Consider the following 17,587-nt stretch of genomic DNA (forward strand, 5'->3'; position numbering starts at 1 on the left):
AACAGCTAGGCCGCCAGCCGCCCGCCGCCATCCATCTCCGAGTGATCGCGAACGCTGTTCGCTCGACCGTCTAACAAGTCGGCAATTTTGGCCGAAACTCGATCGACCGCTTCTCGCAGCGCTTCCTCAATATGGATGTATCCCTGTGTAACGCCGCGCTTTCCGTGCCCTAGTAGGGCCGCGATCGTAAGCTCGGTATATCCCAGGTCGCCCGCAACGCTGCCGAACGTGTGGCGAAGCGTGTGAGCTGTCACGCCTTCGATTTTGGCTGAAATGCAGAGCCGCTGCAGAACGTCCGGGACCTGCTTATAATGGCTGTCGCCAGAATCGGACGGGAACACATACGGGCAGCTTGCAATCTCGGGCTGGGCCTCGATGACCGCCAGGGCCAACTTTCCGATTGGCCGGTCTTGAGCGCCGGATTTCGTGTCGGGGAAGTGGACCGCGCTGCCTTCGGCGTCGACCCAGGCTCGCTCCACCTCCTGCGCCTCCGATAACCGAAATCCACTGAGCGCGATTAGGCGCACCGCCGCGAGGCCGGTCGGACTTTCGTCGCGGCTCGCAGCTAATCGCATGGCGGCGCCGAGCTTGCCAAGCTCGATCGCGCTCAATCGCCGCGTCCGACGACTGCTCGCCATGCGGCGTGCGCCCTTTGCGGGGTTGCTGTCGATAACGCCCAAGCGCACCGCATGCTCGCACATTGAGTGGAGCGTCGAAATGACACGCGACGCAGCGCCGCTTCCGCCAGTTGTCTTCCGTCCGCGACCCTTGCCCTTGTCGGCGGCGCTCTTCCCGCCGGCAATGTCGGCCTGCATTGCTTCGATGTCCGCTGGCTTGAGCCCGCTCACCTTTCGATGGCCGATTAAGGGCCGGATATGACGATCGATACGGCTCCGCTCCATGCGGACCGTGGATGCCTTGATCGGCAGGCGCCGCCGTCCGAGCAGCCGGCCGGCTTCAGCTTCCTTAAGATACCAGTCGCACACCTCGCCGATCGTTGGCGCCGCACGCTTGGCTTCTTTCACATCTGCCGGGTCCACGCCGCGCGTAACGTCGGCAAGCATCCGGATCGCCTCCTTGCGCGCCTCATCCACTGAGAACACAGGGAACCGCGCGTAAACGCTCCGACGCAGTCTTCCATCGGGGCTTCGATACTGAAGCACATACGACTTAACACCGGTCGAGCCCACCCGAACGCCAAACCCCTTCAGCTCGCCGTCCCACAGGAAGGTCTGGCCAGCAGACGGCACCTTTGCGCTCTCGATCATATGGGTCGTAAGTTTGCCGGCCATCACTCTCTACCTCGGGCAGCGATATTACGCCGGACGCCGTCGCATGAAAAGTAATAAGCGCGTAATCGCATTGCCGGATGGAAGCGGCTATATATGGGCTGGTTGTCTCCGAGATAACTGACGGTTTTGCAAAGATTTTAAGGCAATATCGCAGAATGGGTGGGCAACGGATATGAAGCTTTCGCTCGTTGGTAAGGCTGAGGTCGTGAGTTCAATCCTCACCGGCAGCACCACCCAGTCCGTGATTTCACCGAAATCCGGCTGGGTTTGAAAGAGGCCCCAAAAAGCCCGCAGTTCCGCGCCTTTTTTGGCGATCGGTTTTCAGTTCAGGACAGAGATGGCCCAATTCTCGCACTCGAAGCGAGAAATGTCGGCCTTCGTCTCTGGTCGCCACTTTCGTGTCCTGACTTTACATTCGCCCCGAAATGCGAAGGCGCGCCTCCGGAGGGAGACGCGCCCAAAGAGCAGCGAGGGGGTTGCGGATCAGGTGAAGCCGAGCGCCTTCCTTTGCTCAGGCCAGGCAATCGGCAACTCCGCCACCCGCAGCAACGATCGGGTAGTCATCTCAACCGGCTGGCGCCCTTCCAGAATCGCCGTGACGATGTCGGGGGCGAGGAAATTGAGACGCGCCATCCGAATCATGTGGCTCCGCGATGCTCCCCCCTTCCCCTTCTGCAGCTCTGCCCATACCGAGCGACCGGATGCGAGGAGCTGGATCAAACGATCGTCTCGCTGTGCCGGCCGCGCTTCAGGCGCCGCGTACACCAGCCTCAATTCATGTCCGCGCCGCTTCAACGAGACAGCGACCTCGACCCTGATCTGTTCATCATCCGTCAGACCTGACGCATCCGCTCCCACCTGCTTCGCGAGCCGCATCGCGCTAAACTCAATCGTGACGAGCTGCTGCTGCACGAAAATCTGGGCATCGAGCATTTCCAGCAGAGCAGCGAAGGCCAAGGGCTCACTGCTATCTGTGATCAGAAATGATGCATTGCCCACGCTGGAATGACCGGTTCCAAGCTCAGCACCGAGCCGATGTTGATCACCAAGGAAATCAAACAGCCCTTTCTGAACAATTTCCTCCACGTCACCCGCCGGGATGCGCCAGACCGATTCAGCCTGCCCCTCGCGATAGCGAGATGCATAGTAGCGATAACGGCGCGTCCCATGGTTGGAATGCACCGACATCATTGGCCGGCCAACGCCATCCTCAATCCGTCCATTAAGCGGGCTGACCAAAGTCTTGCGCGGTCGAGGCTGGTGCTTGGCGCCACTCAGCAGTGCCTGGCTAGCTTCCCACAAATCGAGCGGGACAATGGCCTGGTGCTCACCGTCGTAGGTCATGTCGCCATGCCGGACCCGACCGATGTAGATCGGGTTGCGCAGCAGATAGATCAGGGCGCCGCGCGTGAAGGGCTGTCCCCCACGCATCCTGCCATCACGCATCGCACTGGTCTTGGTGACGACATGACGCCTGTTGAGGTCGCGGATCAGGGCAGTGATCGAGCCGAGCTCGACGTGGCGCTGGTAAATAAGTCGCACCGTCGCCGCTTCGGTCTCTTTGATGAGGAGCTGACGGTCCGAGGCGTCGTAACCGAGCGGCGCCAGGCCGCCCATGTACATTCCCTTCTTTTTGGAGGCAGCGATCTTGTCGCGGATGCGCTCGCCGGTCACCTCACGCTCGAACTGGGCAAAGGAGAGCAGAACGTTGAGGGTTAGCCGGCCCATGCTCGTTGTGGTGTTGAAGGCCTGCGTTACAGAGACGAAGCTGGCGCCCTTGGCATCCAGGATCTCAACGATCTTGGCAAAATCCGAGAGTGCCCGGGTAAGCCTGTCGACCTTATAGACCACGATGATGTCGACCCGGCCGCTCTCGATGTCGGCGAGCAGCCGCTTGAGCGCCGGCCGCTCCATCGTTCCACCCGAATATCCGCCATCATCATAGAGCGCCGGGTCGAGCACCCAGCCTTCGTGCCGCTGGCTGGTGATGAAGGCTTCGCAAGCTTCACGCTGGGCATCGAGGCTGTTGAAGCTCTGGTCGAGCCCCTCCTCGGTCGACTTGCGGGTGTAGACCGCGCAGCGAACGCGCCGGACGCCGACATCGCTCGAGGTTGCAGGTGCTGAGCGTGGGCCGCGCTTAGCCATGAGCCGCCTCCCCCTGCCGCGGCGGCGGGGGTCGGCGCTTTATCCCGAAGAATTGGGGCCCCGACCGGTGGGTGTTCGTAATTTCCCGCGCAACCTGCGTGAGGGAGGCGAAACACCGACCATCATAGAGGCAGCCCTCATCGGATACCGTGACCGAGTGCAGCTTGCCTTGCCACTCACGAAGCAAGCGCGTGCCCGCCTTTATCTGGATAGGGGGCTCAGGCCTCTCGGCAGGGTCAGCGGCGATGGCATCAAGCATCCGGTTAGCCCAGGCGGGAAGCCCGCCTTGCTGCTTCGTTTGGAGCCGATGCCCGAGAGCCAGACGCAGCAGCGAGGCAGGCGCGTCAGGTGCTGCTGCGTCAAACAATGTGAGCCACGCTTGCCGCAGCTCCCCTGACGACATCGTCGCCAGGGTTTCGAGCCGATAGGCCACGCTCAAGCTTCCGCAGCGATGGCGTAGCGGGTCACGCCCTCGGTCTTGCCCGACGAAATGGCGTATCCCTTTTTTCGGAGGCCGGTCAGAGCAGCGCGCGAGGTGTGGGGCAACCAGCCCGTCATCGCCATGATATCTGCGATGCTCGCACCACCTTCGCGACGAAGCAGATCGACCAGTTTAGCAGCCTTGGTATTTTCGCGAGGCGCGGCGGGTGCGTCCGGCGAGCCTGCGGCCGCATCGCGGGTCTTGCCCCCTCCCCCATTCGAAGGAGCTGTGGCTTCGTTTCCACCATCGAGAAGCTGCCGCCCCGCGTCGCTGATCATCACGCCATAGAAGATGTCGTCATCATGCCGCCAGCTCTTGGCCTGCTCGCTAACGGTAAACTCGGTCGCGAGGCCCTTATCAATAAGGGCCTGGACCGAGCGACGGATGCGGTCGAACCGGGTCCCGAGGCTTTCGGCGGGCGGCAGCAGGCTGCCATCATCGCGTGCGGCAGCGGTCGAGAGCAGCACGAGCTGCATATCGGTGAGCTTGGTCATGGGTGGTCTCCTGATCGGACCGGCACCACGCCGGCCCACCACCCAGAGCCCCGCAAGTTCTCACTTGCCGGGGCCGCGGCCGCCTTTTCAGCGCCCGCTCTTCACGGACACAGCAATGCTCGACGTGCCCACGAAGTCGAGCAGAAAGTCGGGATTCTTACTCCTTCAGCGCGGCCGCCAGAATTGCGGCCAGCGTTTCCTCGGCGCGAGCGCGGATCGTCTCATCTTTTGACGAGAGGTCGTGCCGAAGCCATTCGGGGAGTTGGCTCAACTTCTCGGTCAGCCGACGCTCGATATCATTCATGCCTGCGCCTTGCGGCCCAAAGCTACAGGGGCGCAATAGCCTGGATCAGGATGTCCGCTTCGGGCGGCCACGCCTGGCCACCGGTTTGGTGCCGAGGCCATGCTTGAGCGCCAAGTCCTTGCGCTGCGCAGCGTAATCTGGCGCGGTCATCGGGTAGTCGGCCGGCAACTTCCACTTCGCGCGATATTGATCAGGGGTCAGATCATGCGACACGCCGAGATGGCGCTTGAGCATCTTCTGCTTGGTGCCGCACTCGAGACAGGTGATCGCATCGGGCTTCACCGATGAGCGAACCGACACTGCTGGCTCCTGCGGTACCTCCGGCACGACCACGGGTTGGCACAGGCCAGCAAGAGCGGCGTAAACACTCTGAATAAGGGCTGGCACATCAGCGACATTGAGGCGGTTATTCTCGACATGGCTGGCAACGATTTGTGCGGTCAACTCGATGAGGTCGTTATCAGCCATAGTATCTCCGTCGGTACATCGACGGCGTAGGACAACTTCTCTCCCGCGCACAGAGATTAGTCGTTGCTTCAGATCAAGCTACGCTTTGGGCCCCCAACATGCGGTCGAGCACGACCTTCATCGCCAGCGTATCGCGCTCGCAATAGGTCAAAAGCGCCTTGCGTATCTGCTCGCGGCGGACATCGTGCGTTTCAGGCGCGATGGCTTCGAAATACGCCACCTGAGCGTCGACGCCTGATTTCACATCCTCCAGACCATCATAGGCAAGGTCTGGTGCGATGGTCGGCAGGACCGCCTTGATCGACCAGCTGCCGCGCTGGTCGCGATGATAATAATGACGGCGCACGACCGGCAACAAATCGACGAGGCGGCCGGCCAGGCAGCGCAGACGTTCGGCATGGTCCGGAAATTGATCTGCCAGCTTGAGCAGACACCCACGTTCGAAGCTCGCATTCCACGCAATAACGGCGCCGGTTTGGGGCAGGCTCGCCAACGCCGTGGCGCACGCTTCGCGCGGGTCCGCCCCATCGAGAGACAGCCACTCGCGATGCTCGAGCGCCCCGCCGGCATCCTCGATATGCGCGGAGAATTGGAAGGGCACCTGTGCGAAGGGTCCGGTCCCGATCCAGCGCGGTATCGCGAACTGGATGGTCTCAAAGTCGAGATAGGTTCGAGGCCAGGCCCAGGATGCGGTCTCAGCGCGGATCGCCTCTGCATCATGATAGGGGACGCCGCTCAATGTCGCGGCATGAACGCGACGCAGCCGGTCGTTGGTCATCGCGTCCGCTGGAACATCGCGGAGATCATCGACACCCTTCAACGCCCAATCCCGCGCGATCTTTTTGCCCGCGATGTCAGGCAACAGGAATGCCGGCCATTCCGGCCCCGGCGGCATATCGCGCCAGCAATAGGTTTTGAACGAGCATGGGAAGGGCGTGTCGCAGTGGGCGCCGGGTTCGCGAACAGGCTCGGGCCCCGCAAGCGCGTCGCGTGCTGAACTGACGATAGCGGCGCGCCCGTCGATGATGGGCTCGACGCTGCCCGCGATGTCGGCGTCGGCGAAAAGACCGACATAGTCGCGCTCTTCTCTAAGGTTGAAACTGCGGTCGAGATGCCGAATGGCAGCCGACGCGATAGGTACGCCGTTCCCACGCATGACCCAAAGCTGGGTCGCAAGGTCTGCAAGGTGATATTCTTTAAGGCCGGTCGTGCTTTTGACCTCAGCGACGTGCCAGCCGCCGTCGGCGGGAATCATCAGGTCGACACGAATGAGCACATCGTCGTGGACAAAGGTCGCCTCGAAGATCGGCGCGTTCCAACCGGAGGCCAGGAGAGCTTTGGTCTCGTCGACCGCAGCACCCATGCCGCGACCTGCCTCGATCATGTGGCCGCCGGGCAATAGTGCGCAGGCGAGCGCGCCCACCTCGTGACCAACCGCCATGCTGCTGGTGACCGCGGTCGTTTCGTCGGACAGTTCGGAGCCATGAACCGACAGCCACAGCCGCTTCGGACATTGCTCGAACAGCGTAATTCGCGACTTCGACAATCCGCTGCGGCGGGGTCTGGTCGCGGTCTTTTCCATCGATCAGCTATTAGCAGATTCGAGGCGCAGCAGGCGAGGTCGCAGGCTGTTCACGAACTGGTTGGACACGCGCCCGAGCCATAAGCGGTGATCGGCGTCGTCGGCGTCGGACCAGGGCGTTGGCGCTTCCAGCGTCAGGCTGATGTGCGGGACGTTGTCGTGCGTCCACATTGGCGCCGGCAAGCCTGCGTCCACAAACTCGGCATCGATCGCGTCGCGCTCGATATTGAGCTCTTCCCACGCCAGCTCACCTTCGCTGCCCCTGAAGCTCACCGATACACCAATGCGCTGGGTGCCGCCTGACCGGTATGCGTTGACGTAGAGGCCTTGCGACAGCGGGATCTTCATCCAGCCGTTGCCGCCATAGCGGGGGGCTGGCTGGGCCGGATCATCGAAGCGCGTTTCGGCGACAAATTTTTCGACAAAGCGGCGCCATTTTTGCCCGAACTCGCTCGGCGGGCGCGGTGATGATGATCCAGCGTCCTCAGCTTCGGCAGATGCGATGATGACGCCCGGCGCTTCGTTGCGGATGACGTGGCGCTCAATGACCGCAGTACGCGCGAGAATGCGGGGCTGGACGATGAGATGTTCGCGGCCTGCACCGTCGGTGAAGCGATATTCGGCAATCTCGATCAGCCCGAAATCGAAGGCGAGGCCCGGTTGGTCACGCAGATATTCGCCGATGCGACGCGTGCCTTCCGCGATGCCGTCGCCGACAACCAGGAGCAGGAAGCGTCCAGCTGCAAGATCTCGCGCGACGCGGTCAACGAACTCGCCCTCGCTGAGCGCCCCACCGGCATTGCGGGCAAGCTCGTAGGGGACGTTGCCCTGTCGCTTCGTGGCGATGGAGACCTGGCGTTGTAGATCTTCATAGCCATAGCGGGCAAGCTCGCGGGCGTAGTCGAGGATTTGGCCGACAACCTCGCGGCGTGCCTGGGGATTGCGCCAGAGCTTGCACTCGACGACCACCAGCCTGCCCAACTCGTCCATGAGGACGACGTCGATGAAGCCGACGCCCGGTATGTTGAGCTCTTTAGCGACGGTGATCATCGTCCCGTAGCTGGGATCGAGATCATGGATGGGCAGCACCGCCGGATAGTCGTGGATGAGGTCGCGCAGGCGTTTCTCCAGGCGCGCTTCACCTTCGGGCACGCGAGGGACCAACTGGGCGGGAGATGCATCGTCGATAAGGACCAGCGTCATTGCGCATACTCCAACCGCGGAGTGACAGTCGCGGCGGGCTCGATCCTGACGCTGGTGCCGCCGGCGAACTGGAGCGTGGCTGGGCCCGTCGCGGCGCCGATGATCTGCGACATTACGGCGGCTGTGAGGCCTTTGAGGCCGATGCCGTTGAAGCTTGTGATGACCATGCCGGAATGGAGACCAGCCTTTTCGCAGGCCGGCGTTACCGACGCGATATAGGCGCCATCGGGGACCGCCGTGACGGTGAAGCCGTAATTATTCTTCGATGGCGCGGATGCGATGGTAGTAGCCACATCCGGAAGCGGGGGCAGGCCAGCTTTTAGGCAGGCCGATGTCATCAGGTCGGTGCCCTTGGGCGATCCTATCTCAGTGTAGAGCACCTGGTCGTTGTCGATGACGACCGTGAACATGGCGGAGCCAGTATAGCCTCCCATCCTGTTCTTGCTGTTGACCAGAGCACACGTCGTGTAGCCGTAGATCCGCTTGCTCCAGAACGGCGTGTAGCCGCGCTTCACAAATCCGTGAGGCCAATCGAACTTAGCTGAATCCGGGTCGATGAGACGGTTGCGGACGGCAGTCTCGGCGAGTTCGCGGAAGCGTTCCCAGTCTGGTTCAGGCCCATAGCTGGCACCCACCGAAGGCTCGGCAGCCTGAGCGGTCGGTGATAACGCGGGAAGTGTCGCAGCCGCGATGGTGAGGCATAGCAAGCGTGCATGCAGCATTGCGCGTCGGCATTGCCTGTTCGAAAATGGTACCATGAGCGCCCCCAATCATGGCGACGCCTTGGCCTTGGCTTCCTCGTCGCACCTATGTCCTCTCGGGGCGACGGCCAAAGCCGGATGTTGAGAACCTGTTACGCACAGGCGCATGCGCCTTTACCGGCGGACCGGCTGGACATGCGCGCATGCCACCCGGCCCTCCAAAACTGGATGACCGAGTATGCGTAAAGGGGTTCTCACGCCCCGCTCCCGAGTGTCGCGGGAGCCGGGTCAGATTGCTCCGAACTGCTCACGAAGCAAGTTGAATATGGCTGGCGCACGCGGTTGAATCGTTATCGCTGGCCGCGCCGTGGCTCAGGGCTCTGTCGAGCATGATTAAGCTTTCTTCGAGCGCGCGGCTCGGCGGCAGAAACGGGGCCGATTGCCGACTGGCAGGTCCTAGAAGCTAAGCAAACCGTCCTCGTCGTCGAAGACGATGTGCTCGTCCGGATGCACGGCGTCGACATCTTGGAGGATGCAGGCTTCACCGTTCTGGAAGCCGAGACCGCAGACGAGGCGATCACGCTGCTCCAGGGGCAGGAGGACGTGCATCTCCTATTTTCAGATATCGACATGCCCGGAAGTATGAACGGTCTCGAACTGGCTCAGCTGGTCCGCGACCGCTGGCCGAAGGTTCGCCTTCTGCTCACGTCCGGCCATCATCACATCGAAGAGGAGGCACTCCCAGAGCATGGCCGGTTCGTCCGCAAACCGTGGACCCGCGAACGGCTCATCGCGACGATCCAGGCGACGTTAGACTCCGGTGCCTGACGCCGCGGTGTCTCATGACAACCGCGTAATCCCAGGCGGGGACTCTATAGCGGTGAACCTGTGCATACCGCATGCGACCCGCCATAGCTACCGGCAGCCAGTCGACATCCTGCCGCAAAACCGCCAACCATGCTCGTATCTTGCCGGACCGATGATGCGGGAAAGTCCGCTCCTGACGGAAGCCGTCGTTGTGGGAAATTACAGGGAATGACAGGAATGTCCCAGTCTCTGACCTTCTCCCGATAGATGAACGAACGGCGGGTTTCGGGATCACGACGTCATCCACTGAACGGCTGAATTTAGGGCGCGTTGTCGCCGTTCCATCCCGTTTTGGTAGGGCGACGGCTTACGACTCCTTATCGTCGTTGGACAGGTACACGGCGAGAGCCGACTTACGGCGCGCTGATGATCGAGGCCGTGGAATATGGGGAGATCGTTTCCCACCCCAGCGTTGAATAGAGAGCCCGACCATCTTCCGTGGCGACCAGCAGCTCCGGATTGGCAGAGTGTCGTCGGGCGTCGTGGAGTGCACGCATTAAAACCTGCCCAAGTCCTTTTCGGCGATGCTCAGGCGCCGTTACGATCCGATCGTAGATAAACACGCCCCAAGCCTCCGCCGCATAACCACTGGCAGCGAGAGCGCCAGTTTCGGACGCGATCCGTGCCTCCATCACCGCACCGGCGCGGCTAACCTCAATCGCATAACCGTTGGGTAGACGCCTCACAGGAGGGGTATGGATAGCACGCATGAAGTAGCTCGGAGCGTGAAGCTCCCACGCCTTTGGTAGCACCGCTCGCAGTTCGTCGGCCCCACCACATAATTTCAGAAAATAGAGAGGCTCGACGATGGTGTGCGCAAGTTCTTCGAGGCCCACGTTGATCTCCGGGAAAACCCAACGGGCGATCTCAGAATCTGAATTGGTGTTGACGCGAAAGCCTCCGTATTCAGGGACCGGCATAGGCAGCCCCCGCGCAACCGACCGAGCTGAAAGCCAAGCATTGAGGATCATCGGGTCAACGCTAGGGTTGCTCATCATCTCTCACCAACGGAACAGCAGCTATCCCAAGAATGAAAGCCGCATTGCGGTATGGCAAGATTTCCACCCCCTAGCCGACATCAGCCCCTCTCGAGCAGACCGACCGCTTACAGGCTCGCCAGATGGTCGCTGCTACGTCCGATTATAGAGCGCATTCGGGTCGGTAGGAATAAGCTTTGCCAGTAGGGCCGCCCCCGTTTGCGCTCTCCGTTCAGGCGCGCTGACGAAGTGCCGAGAACATTGACATGAGGCCGACGGGGCCACCTTTTTCCTCGGCGCGTATATAGGCGTCACGCTGACGCATGCGCGCGAGATGCGCCTGCATGTTGGGATAGGGCTCGATCTGCCCGAAGCCTTCGACCAGTTCCTCGTAAAAAGTGAGTTGGATGTCGGCGGCACTGAACCCGACGCCGGCGATCGTCCCGTCGAGGCCCAGCGCCTCCTCTATCAGGGTCAGATGCTTGGTGAGCATCGCCTGGGTCTGCGCCTTGCCGGCATCGTCGGGGCTGCGCAGGAACCGGAGCAGGCCCATCAGAGGCGCCTTGGCCGATCCCTCGATATAGGTCAGCCATTGGTAAAACCGCATCGATTCGGCCGTGCCGGGCGGCGGACGGAGCCGGCCGTCGCCATAGGCATCGAGGATGTAGAGTATAATGCCGGTGGACTCGACCATCACCGCACCGTTGTCCGCGATCGTCGGTGCCTTGGCAGCGGGATGAATGGCACGCAGCGAGGCCGGCGACATGAAGGTCTGGCGATCGCGTTGATGGAGGGCAATTCGATATTCGACTCCCAGCTCCTCGAGCAGCCAGAGCACGACGTGCGAATGCGAATTGTTCAGATGATGGACTGTAATCATATGCGGTTCCTCACCAGGGCTTGGATCCGCTCTCGTCGAAAAAGCCGACGGTCGGACCATCGTCGTCGATCATCGCATATTTCAGGATGATCTTCGCCCCTTCATCGGAGCCCGCGAGCGCGAACGTGAGGGCTGCTGGACCGGTCGTACTATAGTTTCACGAGATCGCCGGTGCGGGCGGGCGGCGTCGTTCCGACAGAGTTTCGATCGTTCGCGTAGCCGTCATCGAGGTCATAAGAGCTGACTGGCCGGTTGCAGGAGCGGAAAGACCGGCGGCTACGTCCGATTATGGGGCGCGTAGCTGCCTTGCTGCGTATGACGATGGTGTATCACTGAGTTGCGGCATTTATTACTGCAACTGTCTCGTCAGGCTGGTCCAACATTGGAAAATGCCCGCTTGCGTTGAACCAGTGCAGCTCGGCGGAAGGAAAGGCGGCCTTTGCACGCGCCGCCTGTCTCGGCAGGCATAACCGATCGTGGCGACCCCAACCGATTACGATCCGCCGAGACGGATCGGCTGCTGGGCCAATTTGCTCAGGCCCGCTGGCGAGATCATTCACCAGAGCATCGAATGTTGACGTATCACTTAAGCTTTCAAGCTCGGTCGCGACAACTGTCGGATCGAGCGCCCAAGGGCGAGCCGACAGCTGCGCTAGCAGCGCTGTGCGTGACGCGGCGTTCTTGCTTAGCGTTTGCAGCATAGGCCGGATTGCCCGAACCAACCGTCCCGACACTCCGATGGTAACTTTGAAGAATGTGCGCTCCCAGCCGCGCCAGAAGCCGCCAGGATCGAGGGCCACGACGTTGCCGACCCGGCCACGCCGCGCAAGCTCCAGCGCAATCCGCGCACCCATTGAGCTACCGACGACATCGATTCCTTCAAGTCTGTGTTCCGCGATGTAACGCTCGACGCTGGCAACGAGGCCATCGAAGGTCCCGCTATCCTGGCCGGCTGGACTTGCGCCGTGTCCGGGAAGATCAACCGCAATAAGCGACCGCTCGGCACTGAGGGCGTCCATGACGGTGCTCCATGATTTCCAGCTCCCGCCGAGACCGTGAATAAGTAGCAACTGGGGACCAGATCCGCGTTGAACCTCGTGCATTCAGCAAAACTCCGATTGGTTACCCTGAACCATCGGGATTGACCTTCGGGGCCGACGACTGCGTCATCGAATTGATGATACGAAATTAAGTCAGTCGGGTCATCGCGCGACCGACCGCTTCTGGGTTAGGTGATCGCGGCGTCGGATGGCCGCTGTTAGGGCGCATATCTGCCAAGCCGCAGACGAAGCAAATATTCTAGATCGTCGGCGAGATCTTAGGATCCCTCGCCCGCTCGAGCAGCTTCGGCCGGGCGTTCAAAACCAAGGCTTTCCAGAACGGCGTGCGCTTCGACAAAGCTCTCCGCGCAATAGACTGGCACGCCGACGGTAGTGATCCCGGCAAGATGTTCGGCATTTGGGCCTGACTTACACGATCCCGACACGTCGCGGATCAGGACGGCCCCAACCCGATCGCGATGATCGCGCACCACTGCAGCATAAACCTCGACATCCTTCTGGCCATTGTCACCCATCAGCAAAAATTGATGATCGGGATAGAAAGCGAGGATCTTGCGGATCGCCTCGATCTTGTGATCGGCGTGGCCGGTATTGATGAATTTTGTCGCATCGATCCCGATGTCCTTCAGGAACATCGGCCCGTGCGGAATGGCATTACGCTCCATAAAATCGGCGAGGAATCCGTAGAGATTCCAAGGACTCGAGGAGACGTAGAAGAAGGGCCGTGTCGGTGCGCGATGGTCGCGCGCAATCATCGCATAAAGGCTTGCCGCCCCCGGCACGACGAGCCGATCCTGCGGGCGTTCCACCAGAACACGGCGCCAGTTTTTCAGGAAATTGGTAGCGCCAGTCTCGATCACCGTATCGTCGATGTCGGAGATCACCCCCCAATGATCATCGGTCCCCGGCGCCAGGACCGGAACCTCAACCGACGGCGTCTGCATCTCATGGTGGGGCGTCGTGAGCGTCACCGCATCCCAGCGGGCGGTGAAGGGTAACGCCTCTTCGATCGGGATGGCGAAGTTGAAATAGCCTTCCTCGTCGGACACGACATCATCGCTCCGTCCGTCATGCTCGAGACGGACCGTTACACCCGCCAGTTCGCGGCTGTTATAGATGGCCAGCATAGCACGGACCCGCGCGACGAATCCTTCGTCCGGGTCGAGCGCGTCGGCGAAGCGAACGATGCGTCCCGACACCCGAAGCTCGGTGGCATTGCGATAGCCCGCATACGCCAACATCCGGACCCGGCCGTCACCGCGCGATGGCAACAGCCGGGTCAGCCGGTCGATATCCCGTTCAAGCTCCAGCGCAGCGGCGTGAAGGAGGCGACCGAAAAGTGCCATCAAGGGCCGACGTCATTCCCGCCAGACTTCAGGCGGTGTGCGGCAACCGATGGGAATCCCAGTGCCTTCGCGACACGGTCATCCCATCCATACGGATCGGCGCGGATGATCGCATTGCCGCCATCGTCCACGACGACCGTCTGATACATCAGGCGCACCGGCAGTTTTCGCGGCAACGCGACAAAGCCTTCCTCACCAGCATCCCGCGCCTTGCGCCACTCCTCCAGCACGCCGGCGTCGCGCGCTAGAATTTCAGCGAAACCGAGCGCATCTTCGACCCGGACACAGCCGTGGCTGCGCTGGCGCTGAACCTCGTTGAAGAGCGCCTTGGCGGGGGTATCGTGCAGATAGATGGCGTGCGTGTTCTGCATATCAAACTTGACCAGGCCGAGCGAGTTTTTCGGTCCCGGCTGCTGAACGATCCAGCCATCCTTCCACACCATGTTGTTCTGTCGCAGATAGCCTTCGCCCTTGCCCGCGATCTCCTTCTTCTCGATCGATCGTGGCACTGTCCAGGTGGGGTTCGCGACCAGTCGATAGATTGGCGATTGGAGCAGAGGCGTTTCGGTATCGGGTTCGCCGACCACTACGCGCCGGCTGTCCACGATCTTGCCGTCGCGCCAATAGGTCAGTTGAGACGTCGCGGTGTTGACGTCGATGCGCGTCGATGGCGCATTGCGCTCGAGCCAGCGCAGCCGTTCCATCGCGACCCCGATGGAACGCGCGCGATCGCCATCGGTGAAGTTCAGGATCTCGAGCGCGTCGCTCCCGATAATGCCGTCCGGCTTGATGCCATAATCGGCCTGCATCCGCTGAACGGCTTTCGTCATCACGGCATCGTAGCGGGTGGGCTTGGTGCTGCCATTGTCAAGATAGCCCAGCGCGATGAGCTGGAGGGCAATCGCGGGGATGCGCGCATCCGTCGAGCCGGGTTCAAGCGGCCTGGCGCGTTCGGGAATGGCGGGAGCGCCTTGTCCGTCGCCCTTGCGTAACGCGACATAGGCCTTCGACAAGGCCAAATAATGCGGATCCTTCGGCGCCAGATTGTCCAGCCATTCGCCAACCTTGCCTTGCATCAGAGCATCGGCAAGCCCGTTCCGCAGATCGATGTCAGGACGCGCCAGCGTGTAGATCGGATAGAGCTTCGCTGGATCCGCTGATCCCTTGGCGAGCGCGGAGGCGAAGCGCAATGCTTCGTCAGTCAAAGCGCGATCTTCGCCGTCCTTGCCCTTTTCGGGCAGCGCGAACGCCACATGATCGAGGGCATGCTCATCGCGCCGATCGATCCGATCGCGCAGTTCGCCCGCCGCCTTGGAGTTCCATTGCGCTGTTTCTAGCGATGCCGCGGAAATTGGATTTTTCGGAGAAGGCTCGCCACAGGATGCGAGGGTGAGGGACAAAACGGTCAGTGACGCGGCAATCGCAATTTTACGCACGCAGAACTCCTCATGGTCTCATCACCTGAACGCGAGGGAGTTGCTTAGGGTCCGTATCGACAAGCTCTTGGCAGTCGCGGTCGTCAGCACCTCGAAACCATTTGCGCCACCATCTTCGTTGAACTCCAGGAGTTGCGGCCAATGTCGGGGACAGTTGGCCGCAGGTGCGACCTCTCGTGCGTGAGCGGCGGAGATTATAGGCGCCGCGGACGTTGAGCGCAGGGCATCATCAGGAGACGCAAATGAGCATCTTTGGAAATATCCTCGGCAAGATCTTCGGCCACGGCGACAAGCCGACGAAGCCGACCACAACGCCGCCTCCCGCAGCACAGCGCCCGGCGGTCGCGACGCCTGCCGCGTCAGTGCCCAAGCCGGCTGCGCCAGCACCCTCGCCCGTACAACCGGTGGATGTCGAGGCGGTGCTGACCCAGATCGCTGCCGCCAAGGGCCGTCCCTCGAACTGGCAGACTTCGATCGTCGACTTGCTGACGCTACTTGACCTCGACTCAAGCCTTACGGCGCGCAAGGAGCTCGGGGCTGAACTCAACGTCCACGCCGGTGCAGGTGGCAGCGCCGAGCAGAATATCGCGCTTCACAAGGCGGTAATGCGTAAGCTCGCTGAAAATGGCGGTAAGGTACCTGCTTCGCTGCGCGATTAAGCGCGCGCTATCGCCGGTTTATCGATCAGGCCCCGTCCGGCTTTGCGCCATGTCGGGGCCCCCGTTTGATCCCGCGCGACCTGCCCTAGATCACCGCGCATGCGGTGGTCAGGCGACAGCAGCCCTAAGCAACCAGATCGCAGCGTGTAGACGAACGTGGGCTTTCGGGAGGGGATCACGGCGCAATGCCGCCTAATGTCATAGCCGCGCGTTGAGCGCTGATGACTGACACGATCAAGGATCTCCAGCGTAGAATGGAAATTGCGGCGAGCGATCTCGATTTCGAGGAGGCGCGGCGCCTTCGTGACCGGATCAATCTGATGCGAGGCGGGGCAAGCGCTGCAGACGCCGCGCTGGCAGACACATCGGGTTTGGTCCGCCAGCAGCCCGGCACCATGGGGCTTGGCACGAGCAGGCAACGGCCGGCACCTTCGCCAAGGTGGAAGCCGCCGCCGAAGCCCGATCTCATGACTTCCGGCCGGAAACGAAAGTGATGATCGACGTCGCAAGTGCCGCCGTGCTTGACTTACTTGCTGCTCGTGATCCGGAGCGACGATATGTCCCAGCGAGGTTGCACGAAAGATCGCGGCAGTAGCATCCGCAAATGATGGGGGAGATTGGCGTACCGCGATGCCCATCGTCCATGCTGCAGTTGATCACCTGCTAAGTCAGAGGGATATCACCCTGAGCTGGAAAGGCAGGGCCATATCGGCGCGGTCCGGGCCGTATCGGATTGCCGTCGCGAGCGTCAGCTCATCGGACACCCGAAAATGATCTCGAACGTCCGACTATCGGGCGCTTTGCTGCCATATATAAGATGGACACAGGCGGAGTTGCCGAAAGACCGGAGAAATCGCTTCCGGCAAGGCCTGACTCATACGCATTTGCATTGAATGACAGACGCGCGATACCATCGTCAGCGACAAAAGAGTGCGGGGAGTGATCAATGCCGACCAGAGAACAAATCGCCGGCGCAATGCAAACACACTTCGACGCGTGGAACGCGCAGGATCGATCCCGCTGGATGGCAAACTTCTCGGCGTCGGTCGTATTTGAGGACCCCATCGGTGGACCGAAGAAGGTCGGCACTGAGTCCGTCAGGCTGAGCTGGGATAACTCATTCAAGAACGGGCGCTCGTGGAAACTCGAGCCGATCCTGATGCAGATATGCTCAGATCAGGCGGCCTGCCATATCCGCAATACGGGCGATCTGAACGGCGAGACGGCGGTAATCGACAGCATAGAGGTGTACACGATCGGCGATGATGGAAAGATCGCGTACGTGCGCACGTGGTTCACGCCACCACCGGGCGTCGTCCTCGATCCGTATTTCATGCAGGCTCACGAGCATTGACCAGGCATTTATAGTTTTAAAGAGGTCATCGACGGACTTTTACGACACGATTTAGGGCACAAAGTCGGCACTGCCTTACCAGTATATGCCGCGCAAACTGCTGATCCTTTAGACACTGAGTAGGGCCGCTACTCACGGGCCCGCAGCTTGGCGCCTACGCCATACTGGCTACCCCGATGGTCAAAGTATGGCTCATCTCGTGGCCGATCCGCGATACCGTCGAGCTCGACCTAGCTCGCCATTTGCAAGATGAAATCCGCATTGGGGGAGATGCGCGCAGAGGTACTGGCCGCCTTATCCGCCGATAGCAAAGATGGGTGATTTGCGCTGCCGCAGA

The 17,587-nt window shown here is 61.2% G+C and carries 19 protein-coding genes; 5 read left to right on the plus strand and 14 right to left on the minus strand.

Annotation, left to right across the window (positions count from 1 at the left end):
• Window positions 1–5: 5 nt before the first annotated feature.
• From FYJ91_RS11910 to FYJ91_RS11945, 9 genes are all read right to left on the minus strand, one after another.
• Window positions 6–1,292, minus strand: coding sequence for a tyrosine-type recombinase/integrase (locus FYJ91_RS11910; protein ID WP_149522520.1), 1,287 nt, complete (start codon window positions 1,290–1,292; stop codon window positions 6–8).
• Window positions 1,293–1,775: 483 nt separating this feature from the next.
• Window positions 1,776–3,437 carry a recombinase family protein gene (locus FYJ91_RS11915; protein WP_149522521.1) on the minus strand — a complete coding sequence of 554 codons (1,662 nt, stop codon included), beginning with the start codon at window positions 3,435–3,437 and terminating at the stop codon, window positions 1,776–1,778.
• Entirely contained in the window at window positions 3,430–3,870 is a 441-nt protein-coding gene (locus FYJ91_RS11920) for a DUF2924 domain-containing protein (RefSeq protein WP_149522522.1), read from the minus strand. The genes FYJ91_RS11915 and FYJ91_RS11920 overlap by 8 nt, the downstream gene beginning before the upstream one ends.
• A gap of 2 nt (window positions 3,871–3,872) precedes the next feature.
• Window positions 3,873–4,412, minus strand: coding sequence for a DUF3489 domain-containing protein (locus FYJ91_RS11925; RefSeq protein WP_149522523.1), 540 nt, complete (start codon window positions 4,410–4,412; stop codon window positions 3,873–3,875).
• A gap of 157 nt (window positions 4,413–4,569) precedes the next feature.
• Window positions 4,570–4,716, minus strand: coding sequence for a hypothetical protein (locus tag FYJ91_RS20645; protein WP_181008480.1), 147 nt, complete (start codon window positions 4,714–4,716; stop codon window positions 4,570–4,572).
• 45 nt (window positions 4,717–4,761) lie between these two features.
• Window positions 4,762–5,184: a Ros/MucR family transcriptional regulator gene (locus tag FYJ91_RS11930; protein WP_149522524.1), complete on the minus strand. Its 423-nt coding sequence runs from the start codon at window positions 5,182–5,184 to the stop codon at window positions 4,762–4,764.
• 73 nt (window positions 5,185–5,257) lie between these two features.
• Window positions 5,258–6,766 carry a DUF2779 domain-containing protein gene (locus FYJ91_RS11935; protein ID WP_149522525.1) on the minus strand — a complete coding sequence of 503 codons (1,509 nt, stop codon included), beginning with the start codon at window positions 6,764–6,766 and terminating at the stop codon, window positions 5,258–5,260.
• A 3-nt stretch (window positions 6,767–6,769) separates the two neighbouring features.
• Window positions 6,770–7,969, minus strand: coding sequence for a PDDEXK family nuclease (locus FYJ91_RS11940; protein WP_149522526.1), 1,200 nt, complete (start codon window positions 7,967–7,969; stop codon window positions 6,770–6,772).
• Entirely contained in the window at window positions 7,966–8,691 is a 726-nt protein-coding gene (locus FYJ91_RS11945) for a PDZ domain-containing protein (protein ID WP_149522527.1), read from the minus strand. Before FYJ91_RS11945 ends, FYJ91_RS11940 begins: the two co-directional genes overlap by 4 nt.
• A gap of 417 nt (window positions 8,692–9,108) precedes the next feature.
• On the opposite strand from FYJ91_RS11945, the gene FYJ91_RS11950 reads away from it, so the two are divergent.
• Window positions 9,109–9,498: a response regulator gene (locus FYJ91_RS11950; RefSeq protein ID WP_281290624.1), complete on the plus strand. Its 390-nt coding sequence runs from the start codon at window positions 9,109–9,111 to the stop codon at window positions 9,496–9,498.
• 392 nt (window positions 9,499–9,890) lie between these two features.
• Here FYJ91_RS11950 and FYJ91_RS11955 read toward each other — a convergent pair whose 3' ends face one another.
• The 5 genes from FYJ91_RS11955 to FYJ91_RS11975 all read right to left on the minus strand — a co-directional run bounded on the left by FYJ91_RS11955 (window position 9,891) and on the right by FYJ91_RS11975 (window position 15,237).
• Complete coding sequence (locus FYJ91_RS11955; protein WP_246152594.1) at window positions 9,891–10,508, minus strand: GNAT family N-acetyltransferase; 618 nt, start codon at window positions 10,506–10,508, stop codon at window positions 9,891–9,893.
• Between the two features lie 238 nt (window positions 10,509–10,746).
• Window positions 10,747–11,394, minus strand: a complete 648-nt coding sequence (locus FYJ91_RS11960; RefSeq protein ID WP_149522530.1) for a glutathione S-transferase family protein — start codon at window positions 11,392–11,394, stop codon at window positions 10,747–10,749.
• Window positions 11,395–11,723: 329 nt separating this feature from the next.
• Window positions 11,724–12,497: an alpha/beta fold hydrolase gene (locus tag FYJ91_RS11965; RefSeq protein WP_149522531.1), complete on the minus strand. Its 774-nt coding sequence runs from the start codon at window positions 12,495–12,497 to the stop codon at window positions 11,724–11,726.
• A 215-nt stretch (window positions 12,498–12,712) separates the two neighbouring features.
• Complete coding sequence (locus FYJ91_RS11970; RefSeq protein ID WP_149522532.1) at window positions 12,713–13,801, minus strand: App1 family protein phosphatidate phosphatase; 1,089 nt, start codon at window positions 13,799–13,801, stop codon at window positions 12,713–12,715.
• On the minus strand, window positions 13,801–15,237 hold the full coding sequence (locus tag FYJ91_RS11975) for a L,D-transpeptidase family protein (protein ID WP_149522533.1): 1,437 nt from the start codon (window positions 15,235–15,237) through the stop codon (window positions 13,801–13,803). The genes FYJ91_RS11970 and FYJ91_RS11975 overlap by 1 nt, the downstream gene beginning before the upstream one ends.
• 242 nt (window positions 15,238–15,479) lie before the next feature.
• Between FYJ91_RS11975 and FYJ91_RS11980 the strand changes: the two genes are divergently transcribed.
• The 4 genes from FYJ91_RS11980 (at window position 15,480) to FYJ91_RS11995 (ending at window position 17,250) form a co-directional block, all read left to right on the plus strand.
• Window positions 15,480–15,896, plus strand: coding sequence for a DUF3597 domain-containing protein (locus tag FYJ91_RS11980; protein WP_149522534.1), 417 nt, complete (start codon window positions 15,480–15,482; stop codon window positions 15,894–15,896).
• A gap of 221 nt (window positions 15,897–16,117) precedes the next feature.
• Complete coding sequence (locus FYJ91_RS11985; protein ID WP_149522535.1) at window positions 16,118–16,390, plus strand: UvrB/UvrC motif-containing protein; 273 nt, start codon at window positions 16,118–16,120, stop codon at window positions 16,388–16,390.
• Between the two features lie 88 nt (window positions 16,391–16,478).
• Window positions 16,479–16,670: a DUF3253 domain-containing protein gene (locus FYJ91_RS11990; protein ID WP_342788023.1), complete on the plus strand. Its 192-nt coding sequence runs from the start codon at window positions 16,479–16,481 to the stop codon at window positions 16,668–16,670.
• A 172-nt stretch (window positions 16,671–16,842) separates the two neighbouring features.
• Window positions 16,843–17,250 (plus strand): nuclear transport factor 2 family protein, encoded by a 408-nt coding sequence (locus tag FYJ91_RS11995; protein ID WP_149522536.1) that lies wholly within the window; start codon window positions 16,843–16,845, stop codon window positions 17,248–17,250.
• Window positions 17,251–17,587 lie beyond the last annotated feature (337 nt).

Source organism: Sphingomonas montanisoli, from assembly GCF_008274695.1.
GTDB lineage: Bacteria > Pseudomonadota > Alphaproteobacteria > Sphingomonadales > Sphingomonadaceae > Rhizorhabdus > Rhizorhabdus montanisoli.